Here is a 13,438-nt window from a genome sequence, read left to right on the forward strand (position 1 = left end):
CCGTGAGATCGTGCTGATGTGTCTCGTCTACAACATAAAACAGTACGTGACCCGCTGATTCCAACGCCCTCTGGCGATTCAATAGAGCCGTTAGAACCGATTTTCTCAGGCTGGACGTAGAAATCGAAGGTCGTCATGTTTTCAGCACCGAGCGTCGGACGAATCCGCGTTGGGTCTTCGACGGTTCCGTTGTTCTCGAGTCGGAGAACGAGGTCAGTCAACGCGTTGTCGTTGCCGTTCGACACCGATACCGTGACTGGGACGTCGGATCCAGCGACTGCACGGTCAGTATTGATCTGCAGTTGTGGTTCCGTCACCGGATTGGACGAGGGCTCGGAGACGCTGACGTAGACCGGCCGCTTGATAACACCGATCTTCTGCGTGCTCCCGTCTGCGTCTGTTCTGATTCCGCGCACTTTCACCACTAAGCGCTTTTCGCCTGCAGTGTCGAACGTCGTCTGAAGCGGGATATCGATACTTTCACCGGATGCGATGACGCCGAGATCACCCGCTTCGTCAACTCGCCCCTGGTCAGGAGCCGTCAAAATAACTTGCGTGACCTCGAATCCACCGTCTTTCTGGCCCGAAAGGCTGACTGTCGGCGTGACTGTGACAGCCTCATCAGTTGTCGGTTCGTCGTTCGAAACTGTAACGTCGGAAACGGTGACGTAGACATCCGATGCCGATGCGGTAGTGAGTCCTGCCCCGGCGAGCAGCGAACAACAGAGTATTCCAACGACAAATACCACACGTAGCTGTGCTAACCCGTGTCGCTCTGATTGTGACATGCAAGATTTAGGCTCACCTAAACCAATTAATCGCTTTCGATTTAGGTCGGCCTAAACCAATGCCTGATTCGCTTGTTGGACTGTCAAATCGGTGGGATTCCTCACAGTGACCCAGTATCGGGACGCAGATACTAGATACGATTAGGTAGTCTGCGCCGAACGGATCGGGCTTATTGCTGTAGTCCGCTCAAGACGAGCGAGTGGCATGACTGTCACCCTTACAGACCGGGATCCTTCCACCGGCGGAGGAGTTATTTACCAGACTCGCTCTAGAGCGCGCAATGACAGCTTCTGCGTTGACCGAGCGTCTCCGGGAAACGCTTGCATGCTTTGGTGACGCCGGAGAACCGCGGACGACAACCGAGGTGGCAGACCAACTCGATCTCGGCCGACGGAGCACCTACAGCCGACTCGAGCAACTCGTCGAACACGACCGGATCGAGACCAAAAAGGTCGGTGCAAGTGCCCGTGTCTGGTGGCGGCCACCGTCAGCGGCCGATCGATCGACCAGTGATGGAGAGCCACCGCCCGGTGCCGAGCTCCCAGTCAGCGACGTGCTTGACGACGCCGAAATCGGGCTGTTCGTTATCGACGCAGATCTCGAGGTGGCACAGCTCAACGAGACGGCCGAGCAGTACTTCGGCCTCGAGCGTGAGCATGCACTCGGTCAGAACAAGCGCGACCTCATTAGGGATCAGCTTGCCCCGGCCGTCGCAGACGGCACGTCGTTTGCTGACACCGTGCTGGCGGCCTACGAGGATAATACGTACATCGAACAGTTCGAGTGTCGCGTCACGGTGAGTGAGAACCGACAGACGCGCTGGCTCGAACACCAGAGCAAGCCGATCGAGTCTGGTACGTACGCCGGCGGGCGCATCGAACTCTACTACGACATAACCGACCAGAAGCGCTCGGAGCGTGCCCGCCGTACGGAACGAACCCTCCTCGAGCGCGTCCTCGAGTCCAGTCCGATCGGAATTGGCATCTTCGACGCTGATGGCCAAATACGCCGTGTTAACCGCCGATTCGCCGAGTATCTCGGAGTGAGTGGAGACGATCCGACGACGTACGTGCTCGGCGACGTGCCCCTGTTCGACGAGGATGGCGCGGAAATTCCGTACGCAGAGCGACCGGCAGCGCGGGTACTCGCGACCGGCGAGTCAGTCGCCGATCAGCACATACAGGTCGACAGTGGTGATGGCCAAATACGATGGCTCTCCGTAAACGCCGAACCGCTCGACGACGGCGTCATCGTCACAACAGCCGATATTACGCAACTCAAAGCGCAGGCACAGCACCTCGAGCGCCAACACGACGACCTCGAGGCCGAACTCGAAGCAGTGTTCGAGCGGATCGACGACGCGTTCTACGCGCTTGACGACGACCTGCGATTTACGTACGTCAATGACCGTGCCGAAACACTGCTGGGCCACTCCGAGTCAGAACTCCTGGGCAGGAATATCTGGCAGGCGCTGTCCATCCCCGACGATGACCCGCTCCGGGACCGATACGAGACGGCGCTGGCCACCCAGACCGCGACGAGTTTCGAACGCTACTCTGCGCCGCTCGACATCTGGGAGATCATCAGCGTGTATCCCTCGGAGTCCGGCCTCTCGGTGTATGCGACCGACATCACCGAACGCAAGCGACACGAGCGCCAGCTCCGCGAACGGGAGATCAGCCTCGAGCGAACAACGGAGCTACTGGAGCAATCACAGCAACTGGCGAGCGTTGGTGCCTGGGAACTCGACCTGACCGACGACCCTCCAGACCTCCACTGGACCGACGAGATCTACCGGATCTTCGAGCGCTCGCCCGATCAGGGGGTCGATCTCGAGTGGGTACTCGATCATCTGCCGCCAGAGGACCGGGACCACCTCAACGAGGCCCTCGACCGTGCGATCGAAGACGGGGACGCCTACGATATCGAAAACCGGATTATCACGGCTGCTGGTGACCAGCGATGGATCCGAAGTATCGGTGAGCCCGTTCGAGACGACGGCGAGATCATCGCACTCCGCGGCGCGGCACAGGACATCACTGAGCGCAAAGAATACGAACAGGTCCTCGAGCGCCAGCGCGAGCAACTCGCTGCACTCAACAATCTCAACGACGTCGTCCGCAGCATCACCGATGAAGTCATCGACCAGTCTACACGCTCGGAGATCGAGCGAGTAGCTTGCGAGCGACTCGCCGAGGCGGAGTCGTACCTGTTCGCGTGGATCGGGGATGTCGACATTGCCACACAGACGGTGACGATGCGAACGGAAGCCGGCGTTGAGGGCTATCTCGATGATATCACGATCTCCACCGATCCCGACGACGAGCGCAGCAAGGGACCGACAGGGCGGGCGATTCTCGAAGGTGAGATCCAGACGACACAGGATATCGAGGCTGACAGCAGACACGACCCGTGGCGCGACCACATCGAACAGTACGGCTTCCGCTCGTCGGCGGCAATCCCAATCATCTACGAGGACACCGTCTACGGAGTCTTGAACGTCTATGCCGACCGGCCGAACGCGTTCGAGGGCAAAGAGCGGGCAGTTATCAGTCAACTGGGCGAGGTGATCGGCCACGCGATCGCTGCCACCGAGCGCAAGCGGGCATTGATGAGCGACGATGTCGTCGAACTCCAGTTCCGCATCCGCGACATCTTCGATGTCACTGGAGCCGAGACGCCAGCCGACGGCTCGATCACGATTGACCACACAGTTCCCATCGAGAACGATGAATTCCTCGTCTACGGGACAGTCACTGAAGACGCTATCGAAAGTCTAGATGAGCTCGTCGATGCACTCCCTCACTGGACTGCTGTCACCTACCGGACTACCGACGGGATGACGAACTTCGAACTTCGGCTCTCCGAACCGCCGGTACTGTCGACGCTCGCCTCACTCGGTGGTGCCGTCAAGAGCGCTGTCATCGACGACAATGGCTATCAGATGACGCTTCACCTCGCCCCAGGTGCGGATATCCGACAGGTCATCGACGCTGTCCAGACGACCTATCCGACCGCAGAGTTGCTAAAACACCGTCAGACCGCGCGTCCTGACACCACCGCTGAACGTGTCCGTCACGTGCTCACGGACGAACTCACCGACCGCCAGCGAGCAGCCCTCGATGCTGCCTACCACGCAGGCTTTTTCGAGTGGCCGCGCGATGCCACCGGCGAGGAGATCGCCGACTCACTCGAGATCGCGCCGGCGACGTTCCATCAACACCTTCGTCGCGCACAGAAGAAAATCTTTGAATCGCTGCTCTCGAGGCCGACGACTGCCTGAATGCTCTAGAACGCACCGCCGCCAGTTCGACGAAAACCGTACGTTCTAGAGAGTTCACGCAAGCGGTAACGACCCACTCGTGGGAGAGCGGTGCAATCAGAAACGCCAGCCAATGGCTGACGTTGGAGCCCCCCTCGGTGGGTTCCACCGGAAGAGTCGAGATCATGCGGGGGAAAGCTGGCAATTGACTGTAGGGACAACTGATCTCGAACTGGCGGGAGCGGTGTCTCAGATCAGATTGGATCGGTGGCAGAGTGCCACCCTATGTGTCTCCCGCCAGCTAATACTTAGGAATCTATCATTATAAATCTGATGGGAAACGAATATCATGGCAGCAAATCGTTCGCGTTCGATCAGTCGCCACCGGACGTGTCGTCTACATCGACCACGTCCGACTCCAACTCCGACTCCGACTCGTCTATACGTGCATCTCGATCGTCCGAGTTGACGCCGTCGGTCTCATCTGGTGCTGTCTCGGGTCCGGTAGACATACCCAGGTCATCAGCTTTCGGTTGCGAGGGATTGGTATCCGACTTCGATGTGGATCCTCCGTTCGACGCCTCGTCCTCGCTCGGAGATACCAAATCGGACGCATCGACGAACGAAATCTGCTCGTCGTCGACGGAATCCGTGTTGTCGTGGCTATCGGCTCTCGACGCGGGCGTCGGTGGCTCGAAGACGTATACGATTCCGTCGTGGCGGACGACGTACAGCCCCCGCTCCGGATCGAAGACGACCGCAGCGTTGACGTCGATCGCGAACTCGGCCAGCGCCGCTAGCGTCGCCGAGTTCGCGTGCGGTCCCTCGAGTGCCGCATCTGGCAACGCCACGGTCGTGATTACCTCCTCGAACTGGTCGCGGTCGTCGCGGTACGAAAGCCACTCGCGTTCGGCGGCCGTCAGGTCGGGGAGACGTCGTGAAGCGTACGCGAGTCCCCCAAGACCGCCAACGCCGATCAGCAAGAATACCGGTCCACCGACGGTCCGTGGTGGGCCAACCGAGGCAGGGACAACCTCGGTCTCGTATTCCTCGTACGTCTCATCGTACGAACTCGCACTTTCGATCCAGTACGTCCCTTCCTCGACGTGGATCGGAGCCCGGTAGCTGCTCGCGACCGATCGCTGCTCGCCGTCGATGGTCCCCTCGATCTCTCGGTTGAACTCGAGTACGACCTCGGTCTCGCCTGGACTGGCCCCTAAATCAGATTCGATCTCGTCGATCCGGCTTGCGACGTCGCTGACGTTAACAGCGAACGCCGCAGTGACGTTCTCGTCCGGCTTGACGTCTTCACTGGTCGTTGAGACGACCCGTTCTCGCTCGCTCCAATAGACAGCCTCGCCGTCAGGTTCGACCGCGCGGTAGACCAGATCGACCGAAAGCGAGACGTTGACGCTGTCTCCAGTCTGTGACTCGTATCCCCCGACGAACTCGCCGTCGATCGTCGGGCTGATCGCCGTGTAGTACAGCGACTCGTTCTCGAGTCGCGTTCCAGTCGGATAGACCGAGTTCGGCTCCGTAACCGTGACGCCGTGTGCGACGTCGCCCGTCGCAGTCCAAGCGTGCTCACGTTGCTGTATCGTCTCCTCGCCTGGATTCGCGTACGCGCCGTAACTCAACCACCCGCCGAGCGCCACGAAGACAATGCACGCGACGATCAGTATCGTTCGATACTTCTCGAGCAAAACGTGAAGCCGCAGCCGTCGCTCCTCATCCCCCNCCCGCCGAGCGCCACGAAGACAATGCACGCGACGATCAGTATCGTTCGATACTTCTCGAGCAAAACGTGAAGCCGCAGCCGTCGCTCCTCATCCCCCGCTTCGCTTGTTGCTGTCGATAGGAATGTCATGTGTGTCTCAGTCTTGCCGTCGAACAATCGATTGCGTCTCCCTGCAGCGGCTTCGGATCGCCGCTCGTCTCGAGCGGACGTCGCCCGGTCCAGAGAAGGCACGCCCGAGGACGTAGGTGCCACCGCCCAGCAGCGACAGGATCGTCACGAGCGGTGCCCATGGGTGGAACACATAAAGGGCGTCAATAACCGGTGCCGGGAGCACGTACAGGTAGCGATACTCGGTGATATACGTTGGATAGTGACCCGTCTCCTCGGGAGCCGTAATCGAGACTGTCACCGTCGTCTCCTCGCGTGGACCGACGATCATCCGGCCGGAATCGACGGCCACGTCCTCGCTGCCGGGTTCGATATAGGAGCGTACGGGAACGAACCCACCGTTGGAAACCGGGTACGGAATCTCACCGGTTGTCCCCTGCTCGATCACGACTGGTCGCTCCGAATCGAACTCCGCACTGATGACAGCATAGGACTGCGTGCCGGCCGGCACGATCATCGCTGCGGCGGCCGCGACGACGACCAGTAGCGCGAAGCCGGCCGAGAGCAGTCGGGGATCGAGCCAGTCGTCGCCCTCGTCGTCAGTGTGCGACTCGAGTGACGGTTCCCGGCGTTCGCGGATCGTCTCGACGACGTAGAGAACGATCGAAACGCCGAGAATCGGAAGCGCAAGTCCCGAGGTACCCGAAAGGCTCCGGACGCCGAGTGTGCCGGCCAGCCGCGTCTGGACGCGCTCGAGTGTGTTGCTTGCGGTCATGACTGCCGTCCCGAACGCTGGGATCGTCACGACTTCGCCGTTTACCTGCCACGCTTCGGCGACGATCTGGGCGTCCTGGACGTACGGCTCGTCACCGTCTTGGTCGGTAAACGGGTTCGCGTCGCCGCGCGTCACATACCCCTGATCGGTCTCTTCGACGATACGGTGGGTCGTCAGTCCGCCGCCCTGGATCTCTTTTGCCTCGAAGACAACGACATCGCCCTGCTCCGGCTCGCCGGTCACCTCACTCGGGAGTGCGACGAAGCCGTCGCCGGTCTCGATGGTCGGCTCCATGCTCCCCGTCTCGACGAACCCGAGCAGGATCGGCTGGCCGAGTACCTGTCCCGCGACGAGCGAAACGAGTACGACGAGCACCACCCCCTGTAGCCCCTGTTCGACCCTCCGCCGCATCATCCGTTATCTAGCCAAGTCATGTCCATCTATTTGTAATTATTGATAGATAACTAGTTCGTGCTGCTGATCGTATTGATCCGATGATGGTCGCCCACATCCATTGTAAGACAATCGTTGACCGACCAGAGGACGTGGTCAACGACCGGTTTTCAAACTCGAGCGACCGGTATTGCTCCTGTTGACCCTGTGTTCTGGGGGTGGCGAGAAACTGCTCACGCTGGCAGACGGACTCCTGTCGGTTAGTACCGGTGGGACCGCACCCTGCAGTGCGGGCCCACCGAGACATCTGGACAGCAGCCCGTCTCAGGCACCGATCAGAACCTTCGCCAGCAGGTAGGCGTTCCACATCGCAGCAAGCAGCCAGACGCTTGCGAGCCCAGTCGGCACGATGAGCGTGACGTAATCGGGGGCGATCCGATCCGGCGCTTGCAAGACGGCAGCGGCGACCACGAGTCCAAACCCGACGACCAGCGCTTTCAACCCGAGAAGTCCGAGCACACCCACACTGTCGAGTACGAGTACCCCCGCAGGGTTCGACTCCTCGAGACCGAACATGAGACCGCTGACCGTGGTTCCGATGTCGGCACCGATCGCGACCACGACGGCAAGCCAGAGTCGTCGGTCAGTCGGTGTTCTGTTGACGATCCCTGTTCGTTCGTCCGGCTGTCGATCATCGATCGCGGCGACCAGTGCTCGAAGATAGCGTCGTATCGGTGTTCCGTCCATGGCTCGAGGGCTTCCTGTTTTCCTGCGTGGCTGTTTCGGGCGGCACTCAGCTGCTGCTCGAGAGTATTAGCACATGCCACGGACCATTGTAATACAGCCGTTGAGCCGTCTCACGGTCGTCAAACTGAAAGTTAATGTGAGGCTGTAGGTTCGGGTAGCCACGGCTGCGTTCGAAAACGAGCGAGGACGCCAATTTACGATCCAAAACGGTTGGCGAGACGATCGTCGAGAACTGTTGGTCGAGATCAGCGACGAGATAGTCCGATTGTGAGGGGTGATCGTGGCTGGGTGAGCGACGCCGACGGGCAAAAAAGTCAGTGTCAGCTTCCTAACTGGAGAAGAGTCGCTCCAGTTCCGCGTTGATCGTCTCGCGGTCGATCTCTTCGTCACTCAGGTCGAATTCGATATCGGCGGTCTCCTCGTAATCGGTGAGCGTTGGTGTGTCGTCTGCCATGTTAGATCGCCTCCGCAGTGAGTTCGATTTCGTCGTCGATAGCCACCGAGTCGACTGCGCTGTCGGGCAGTGCGAACGCCACCAGGCTGAACTCGATCTTGTCGCCGGGTGACAGCGTCGAGATGGACATGAGGTTCACCGAAGGCTCCCACGACAGGTCATACCTGAGCTCGAGCTGACCGATCCGTGGCACCAGCAGGACGCCAAGAATGCCGTCAAAGTCGTTCATGTCGACGTCGCTGAAGGCGAGCGGGGCAATCTTGAGTTCGATCTCCTGGGTGCCCTGGTTCTTGACCTGGAAGATGTCTTCGATCCCCGTGATGGCGTTCGCGTTCAATCCCTGGCCACCGGCGAGTCCATTACCGATGTTGTTATTATCGCCGGTGAGGTTGATCGCGAGCGCGTCACTGGATGTCGTATCGACGTAGTTGCCGTTCGGTCCATCGCCGGGCTGGATCCCGAGGTACGCGCTGGCGTCGGCGGCGACGTTAACGGCGACGTCGCGCTCGGCCTCGAGACTGCTGAACGCGCCGGTGCCGAGCGTGAGGCTGCCACCGGCGGCGAGCGCGCCGACACTTAGGACGAATTTGCGTCGTTCCATGACGTTCCAGCCCAGTTAGCTCGACGTCGTGTCCGAGCTCGACGTCGCGGTTGCGTTGAAGGTCACCGAGTCGAGCAGTTCGGTTTCGTCGCTGAGGCCTGCATCCGTCGTGTCGATTTTGATGCTGACATCCGTGCTGATACCAGTTCCGAGCGTCTCGGCGCTGTCCGAGAGCGGATCGCCGTCGTAGTCAGCGTTGGGGTAGAACTCGACGAGCCCCTTATTGTCTCCGGACTTGGAAATGCTCACGTCGACCTCCTGAGTCCCCTGATTTTCGACGGTAAACAGGTTATCGATTTTCGTGACTGCGTCGGGGTTGACACCCTCACCACCGCCGGAAACATCTCCGCTGTTGCTCGAGCTGAGATCGATCGTCAGCGTACCGCCGTCCCCGTCGTCGGTGACGTAATCCGAGTTGTTACCGCCAGTTCCATGCAGTCGCAGGTAGGCGGACGCGTCGTCGGCGACCTTGACGTCGACGTTTCGTGTTGCGCTCACGCTCGAGAACGCGCCAGTTCCGATGCCCGCAGCTGCTCCCGATGCCAGTGCTCCCATTCCGATGACAAATTTGCGCCGTTGCATTGTTGGATTCTCCGTATTGGTTGTCTCTCACGGGCGACCACACCTCATCGCACCACGTCAGCTCACGTCAGCTCGTCGTCGCCCAGATCCCCACCGCGGGGATCACAGATCATCCGTATCCAGCAAGGGGTATTGTAATACAGTCGTGGATTCAAGTCCGTGAATCGTTGAGGGTCGGTCAATCAACAGTACTCAGAAACGACAGCACTGTATTGATCCGGTTGACTCTCGAAGTGTAGGTCTGCAAGTCGTTGACCGTGTGTCCCAAACACTATCGATCCACGGTCAACGGCTCCAAAATAGCTTTGTTGATCTCCTCGATTGACTCCCGACTATACTACATCAGAATTCGTCTTCGGTCTGGACTAGCAGTGTCACGCTCCCATCGTTGTTTGCCGCCTTCTCAGGATCGCGGACAATCAGTCCAACACGGTTAAGCGTCTCACCGACCGGGATAGCGGGGAGGTTATCGGGGCCGAAAGAATCGGCGTTCATACTGCTTCCGGCATCCCCGAATTTATCGTCGTCCGTGTAGAAGCTCATCCCATCAGGAATATTCGTGAACCCTGCGATCACATCCTGTGTTCCTTGATTTGTGATCTTGAGGAGATCACGGATGATTGTTTCGGCGTTCTTGTTTAGGCCTGTCCCATTCTCCTCAGTAGTAGTTAGCTTAATTCCGACAGTGTCACCGCTGTCATCAACATACTCGGTAGCATTATCACCGGTTTCCGGTTCGATAGCGACGTACGCCGATGCGTCGCCAGCAGTGTTGACTGTAATATCGCGCTGGGCAGAGACGCTATCGAACGCACCCGACCCGATGCCCGCAGCTGCTCCCGATGCCAGTGCTCCCATTCCGATGACGAATTTGCGTCGTTGCATTGTTGGATTCTCCGTATTGGTTGTCTCTCACGGGCGACCACACCTCATCGCGCCACGTCAGTTCGTCGTCGCCCAGATCCCCGCCGCGGGGATCACAGATCATCCGTGTCCAGCAAGGGGTATTGTAATACAGTCGTGGAGTCGATCGCAAAGTTTGGTGTCCAGTAGTCAACACACGCCCGACCGAAACGGAACGGATGTATGGGACAGGTCGACTCGAGTCGACCACTACTGGACTCAATGAAAACTGCGGTCGGACTATCGTTGACTCGCGGTCGACGACCACCGCGAGTCGGTATCGGGGCGGTTGACTGGCGGTCAAACTGGGTCTGACCGACCCTCGAGAACCGGTATATCACCGGTTGACCGACCATCTAGACGGTAGTAGTGTCGTTGACCGGCCGACTCAAATTCGATGAGAACCCGAATTCCGTCGGTTACAGAAGTAATGGCACTCAACTAATTGTTGATCATCAACACTTATAGTGGGTAATGTAGGATGGTAGATCTGTAATGGGGGCAACTCAAGCGGAGACATCCAAAGAGACCGATACGCTAGAGTTGGACACAGACGACGAACGAACGGACTCATCGGGGGAGGAAGACGATGCACTCACCGAAGACGAGCTTTTCACGCTCTTGTCCAACCAGCGACGACGATACATCTTGCATACGCTTATGCGAGAAGCAGACACGGTCGACATCGGCGATCTCTCACAGGAGATTGCCGCCTGGGAAGACGGTCTCGAGTACGAGAAGGTATCGAGTAGTGATCGCAAGCGAGTCTACACGGCGATCCAGCAGACGCACCTCCCGAAGATGGACAACGCTGGCGTCGTTGAGTTCGACCGCGATCGGGGAACGGTCAAACCGACGCCAGCACTCGAGAACGTTGAAATCTATATGGACGTCGTTCACGGACGCGAGATTCCCTGGGGCGCGTACTACTTCGGACTGACGGCACTGACCGGCGCGCTGTACCTGGTCGCGACGAGCGGCCTGACGCCGCTCAGTCAGCTCTCGCCGTCTTCCTGGTTCGTGTTCGTCATCGTCTCCTTCGGTGTCTCCGCGATCGCACACCAGTACTGCGAGCGACAAAACCGGCTCGGCATTGCAGAGGAACCACCGGACGTGGAACTCGAGTACCACGCCCGCTCACGAGATAACTGATGTATCGACGAGTGGACGCGTTACGCTCGATATCTGAACGAGTCTCCGAGAGTACACGAGGGCTATGAAACGGACGAGACGCGCAACACTGGCGATGATCGTCGGTTCGAGTAGCGTCCTCGCGGTCGACACTACTAGCTTCTCGACCGCGAAAGCCGATCGTGATATTCGTGTCGCGGTCGTCGACGATGCCGACGCCTACCTTGGACTGACCGATGACGGAGTCGAAGACGGCGGCCTGCTATTTGAGGGCGACGCTCGTCAGTCACCGGCCTCGTTCGACGTGATCAACCAACTCCCGGAGCCGATCACAGTCACGCTCGCAGCCGACGAGTTCCGGTTCGACACGTCCGGTGATCGACTCGGCCCTGGCGAGCGCGTCACCGTCGAGATCGATCCAGCGGCCAGTCAGCCAGCCAGTGGCACGGTGACGGGAACGATCGAGATCGACGCCAGTGGAGACGGAATCCAGATCGAAGCTGAGCGTGATCTCACGCTCGAGCGTGAGCCCGAGCGTGCCGCTGACGCGGCGACGGTCGATACGAACCGGACCGACAAAGGCGGCTGCGAGAACTGCAGCCAAACGCAAGCTGGGGGGACCGACCGGTGATGCTCAGCGCAGTGTTGGTGACAGTCCTCGGGCTCACGGCGAGTATCGCGCTCGTGCAACTGACCGGCCTGCGACTCAGCGGCGTGGTCGTCGTTTCGCTGGTAGCGCTCGCTACGCTCGTGGCCGTCAGTGTCCACCCGGTGTTCTTGGGCAGCGTTGCAGTGGCGATTGCTGCCGTTGGCCTCAGTAGCCAGCGGACATCGATTCATCGCCGCGCACTGGTTCTGGCGTCGCTGGCCGCGGGTGCGATCGTTCCAGTCGCTGGCACGCTCGCGATGAGCGGCCTGTCACTGCCGGTGACGAGTCTGAAGGTTCCGACCGAATTGGAACCACTGACGGCAATGGCTCCGGATGCCAGTGCCGATGCGAGAGGTGTCGAATAATGGTGACGACAATCCTGTCGGATTTAGGTGTCCTCGCGGTCGTCTTCGCCGGTGCGCTCGCTGTCGAAGCGGCCCGCGCACGCTATGGACTTCGACTCGGTGGCGTAGTTGCCGTGCCGTTGATCGCTGTCCTCTCATTGACGAACGCCTGGGTGCTGCCGATCTATCTCCCGGGTGTGGTCGTCCTTTTTGTGGCGACAACACTCATGCACCGTCTCACGCTGCTCTATGGCCGGGCATTGCTTGCGATGACGCTCACCCTGTCAATGGGCTATGCGCTGGTCGTCATCGCACTCGGGTTGGTGCTTGGAACCGAACTCCCGGTGACCGACTTCCAACTTTATTTCACCGCCCTCTTTGCGGGCGCGGGTGCGTATACACTCCATCTGACGTCACCGGCTGACCGCCCGGCGACGGTCACGCTGAGTGGGGCGCTCTTTGTCATTATCCTCGTCGGCTGTCGGACCCTCGTGACGCCACCGGCCCGCGGGTTATACGCCGACCTGACGCCGCTCCATATCCTGCCGGTCGCTGGCGTGCTCACTGCTGCAGGACTGACGTTGACTCGCCTCGAGCGCCGAGAGCAACCACTCGAAACGCACCGGAGGGAGGTGGGTCAATGAGCGTCAGACAACGGGTCTGTGGAGTCGCTCTTGCTCAGATCGTCAAGCTACCGACGAATGGCCCAGCGCTTTGCCACGGCAAATGGTATTATCTTAAACATAATAAATGATGGATAGGGGAATGGGGGACAGCGGCAACACAAACGAGGGGGACAGAGAGATTGACCTCGTCTTTGAATGGCACCAACTCTGCCATGCCTGCAGCGAACGAAAGTGGTTCAGCGGACTGATTTGCGACGAGTGTCGAGACCGTCATGGCGTGTGATTTTCACGTTGAATACCTGTTGTGTTGACTCGATGGAAACGCAGCAGCGTCGA

At 59.4% G+C, this 13,438-nt stretch carries 12 protein-coding genes and 1 pseudogene; 5 read left to right on the top strand and 8 right to left on the bottom strand.

Translation table 11 applies throughout. The annotated features are described in order from the left end of the window. Positions 1 to 788 (bottom strand): annotated as a pseudogene (locus tag C476_RS19225) (hypothetical protein); the annotation flags it as partial. A 281-nt stretch (positions 789 to 1,069) separates the two neighbouring features. Here C476_RS19225 and C476_RS15300 point away from each other — a divergent pair. Continuing rightward, on the top strand, positions 1,070 to 4,072 hold the full coding sequence (locus tag C476_RS15300; protein WP_083857075.1) for a PAS domain-containing protein: 3,003 nt from the start codon (positions 1,070 to 1,072) through the stop codon (positions 4,070 to 4,072). A gap of 353 nt (positions 4,073 to 4,425) precedes the next feature. Here C476_RS15300 and C476_RS15305 read toward each other — a convergent pair whose 3' ends face one another. The 7 genes from C476_RS15305 to C476_RS15330 all read right to left on the bottom strand — a co-directional run bounded on the left by C476_RS15305 (position 4,426) and on the right by C476_RS15330 (position 10,334). Then, positions 4,426 to 5,706: a DUF5305 domain-containing protein gene (locus tag C476_RS15305; RefSeq protein WP_241430506.1), complete on the bottom strand. Its 1,281-nt coding sequence runs from the start codon at positions 5,704 to 5,706 to the stop codon at positions 4,426 to 4,428. Positions 5,707 to 5,925: 219 nt separating this feature from the next. Next, positions 5,926 to 7,086, bottom strand: coding sequence for a signal peptidase I (locus C476_RS15310; protein WP_049911944.1), 1,161 nt, complete (start codon positions 7,084 to 7,086; stop codon positions 5,926 to 5,928). A gap of 303 nt (positions 7,087 to 7,389) precedes the next feature. Then, a complete protein-coding gene (locus C476_RS15315) occupies positions 7,390 to 7,812 on the bottom strand; it encodes a hypothetical protein (protein WP_008014575.1) in 423 nt (140 codons plus the stop codon). A 328-nt stretch (positions 7,813 to 8,140) separates the two neighbouring features. Beyond that, the gene (locus C476_RS19695) at positions 8,141 to 8,266 is read right to left on the bottom strand and encodes a hypothetical protein (RefSeq protein ID WP_275039682.1); all 126 of its coding nucleotides are present in this window, start codon (positions 8,264 to 8,266) and stop codon (positions 8,141 to 8,143) included. Between the two features lies 1 nt (position 8,267). Then, complete coding sequence (locus C476_RS15320) at positions 8,268 to 8,867, bottom strand: hypothetical protein (RefSeq protein ID WP_008014576.1); 600 nt, start codon at positions 8,865 to 8,867, stop codon at positions 8,268 to 8,270. 15 nt (positions 8,868 to 8,882) lie between these two features. Next, positions 8,883 to 9,449 carry a DUF1102 domain-containing protein gene (locus C476_RS15325; RefSeq protein WP_008014577.1) on the bottom strand — a complete coding sequence of 189 codons (567 nt, stop codon included), beginning with the start codon at positions 9,447 to 9,449 and terminating at the stop codon, positions 8,883 to 8,885. A gap of 342 nt (positions 9,450 to 9,791) precedes the next feature. Then, positions 9,792 to 10,334 (bottom strand): hypothetical protein, encoded by a 543-nt coding sequence (locus C476_RS15330; RefSeq protein WP_008014578.1) that lies wholly within the window; start codon positions 10,332 to 10,334, stop codon positions 9,792 to 9,794. Positions 10,335 to 10,847: 513 nt separating this feature from the next. On the opposite strand from C476_RS15330, the gene C476_RS15335 reads away from it, so the two are divergent. The 4 genes from C476_RS15335 to C476_RS15350 all read left to right on the top strand — a co-directional run bounded on the left by C476_RS15335 (position 10,848) and on the right by C476_RS15350 (position 13,120). After that, a complete protein-coding gene (locus C476_RS15335) occupies positions 10,848 to 11,504 on the top strand; it encodes a DUF7344 domain-containing protein (RefSeq protein WP_008014579.1) in 657 nt (218 codons plus the stop codon). A gap of 64 nt (positions 11,505 to 11,568) precedes the next feature. Further along, positions 11,569 to 12,114, top strand: a complete 546-nt coding sequence (locus C476_RS15340; RefSeq protein ID WP_049911947.1) for a hypothetical protein — start codon at positions 11,569 to 11,571, stop codon at positions 12,112 to 12,114. Further along, positions 12,114 to 12,497 carry a poly-gamma-glutamate biosynthesis protein PgsC/CapC gene (locus C476_RS15345; protein WP_049911948.1) on the top strand — a complete coding sequence of 128 codons (384 nt, stop codon included), beginning with the start codon at positions 12,114 to 12,116 and terminating at the stop codon, positions 12,495 to 12,497. The genes C476_RS15340 and C476_RS15345 overlap by 1 nt, the downstream gene beginning before the upstream one ends. After that, positions 12,497 to 13,120: a poly-gamma-glutamate biosynthesis protein PgsC/CapC gene (locus tag C476_RS15350; protein ID WP_049911949.1), complete on the top strand. Its 624-nt coding sequence runs from the start codon at positions 12,497 to 12,499 to the stop codon at positions 13,118 to 13,120. Before C476_RS15345 ends, C476_RS15350 begins: the two co-directional genes overlap by 1 nt. Positions 13,121 to 13,438: the final 318 nt, after the last annotated feature.

This window comes from Natrinema limicola JCM 13563 (assembly GCF_000337475.1).
Classification (GTDB): domain Archaea; phylum Halobacteriota; class Halobacteria; order Halobacteriales; family Natrialbaceae; genus Natrinema; species Natrinema limicola.

Coding starts and splice junctions, on each gene's coding strand:
- C476_RS15345 (WP_049911948.1), top strand. CDS start 12,114: ATGCTCAGCGCAGTGTTGGTGACAGTCCTCGGGCTCACGGCGAGTATC.
- C476_RS15340 (WP_049911947.1), top strand. CDS start 11,569: ATGAAACGGACGAGACGCGCAACACTGGCGATGATCGTCGGTTCGAGT.
- C476_RS15330 (WP_008014578.1), bottom strand. CDS start 10,334: ATGCAACGACGCAAATTCGTCATCGGAATGGGAGCACTGGCATCGGGA.
- C476_RS15315 (WP_008014575.1), bottom strand. CDS start 7,812: ATGGACGGAACACCGATACGACGCTATCTTCGAGCACTGGTCGCCGCG.
- C476_RS15310 (WP_049911944.1), bottom strand. CDS start 7,086: ATGATGCGGCGGAGGGTCGAACAGGGGCTACAGGGGGTGGTGCTCGTC.
- C476_RS15325 (WP_008014577.1), bottom strand. CDS start 9,449: ATGCAACGGCGCAAATTTGTCATCGGAATGGGAGCACTGGCATCGGGA.
- C476_RS15335 (WP_008014579.1), top strand. CDS start 10,848: ATGGGGGCAACTCAAGCGGAGACATCCAAAGAGACCGATACGCTAGAG.
- C476_RS15320 (WP_008014576.1), bottom strand. CDS start 8,867: ATGGAACGACGCAAATTCGTCCTAAGTGTCGGCGCGCTCGCCGCCGGT.
- C476_RS15300 (WP_083857075.1), top strand. CDS start 1,070: ATGACAGCTTCTGCGTTGACCGAGCGTCTCCGGGAAACGCTTGCATGC.
- C476_RS19695 (WP_275039682.1), bottom strand. CDS start 8,266: ATGGCAGACGACACACCAACGCTCACCGATTACGAGGAGACCGCCGAT.
- C476_RS15350 (WP_049911949.1), top strand. CDS start 12,497: ATGGTGACGACAATCCTGTCGGATTTAGGTGTCCTCGCGGTCGTCTTC.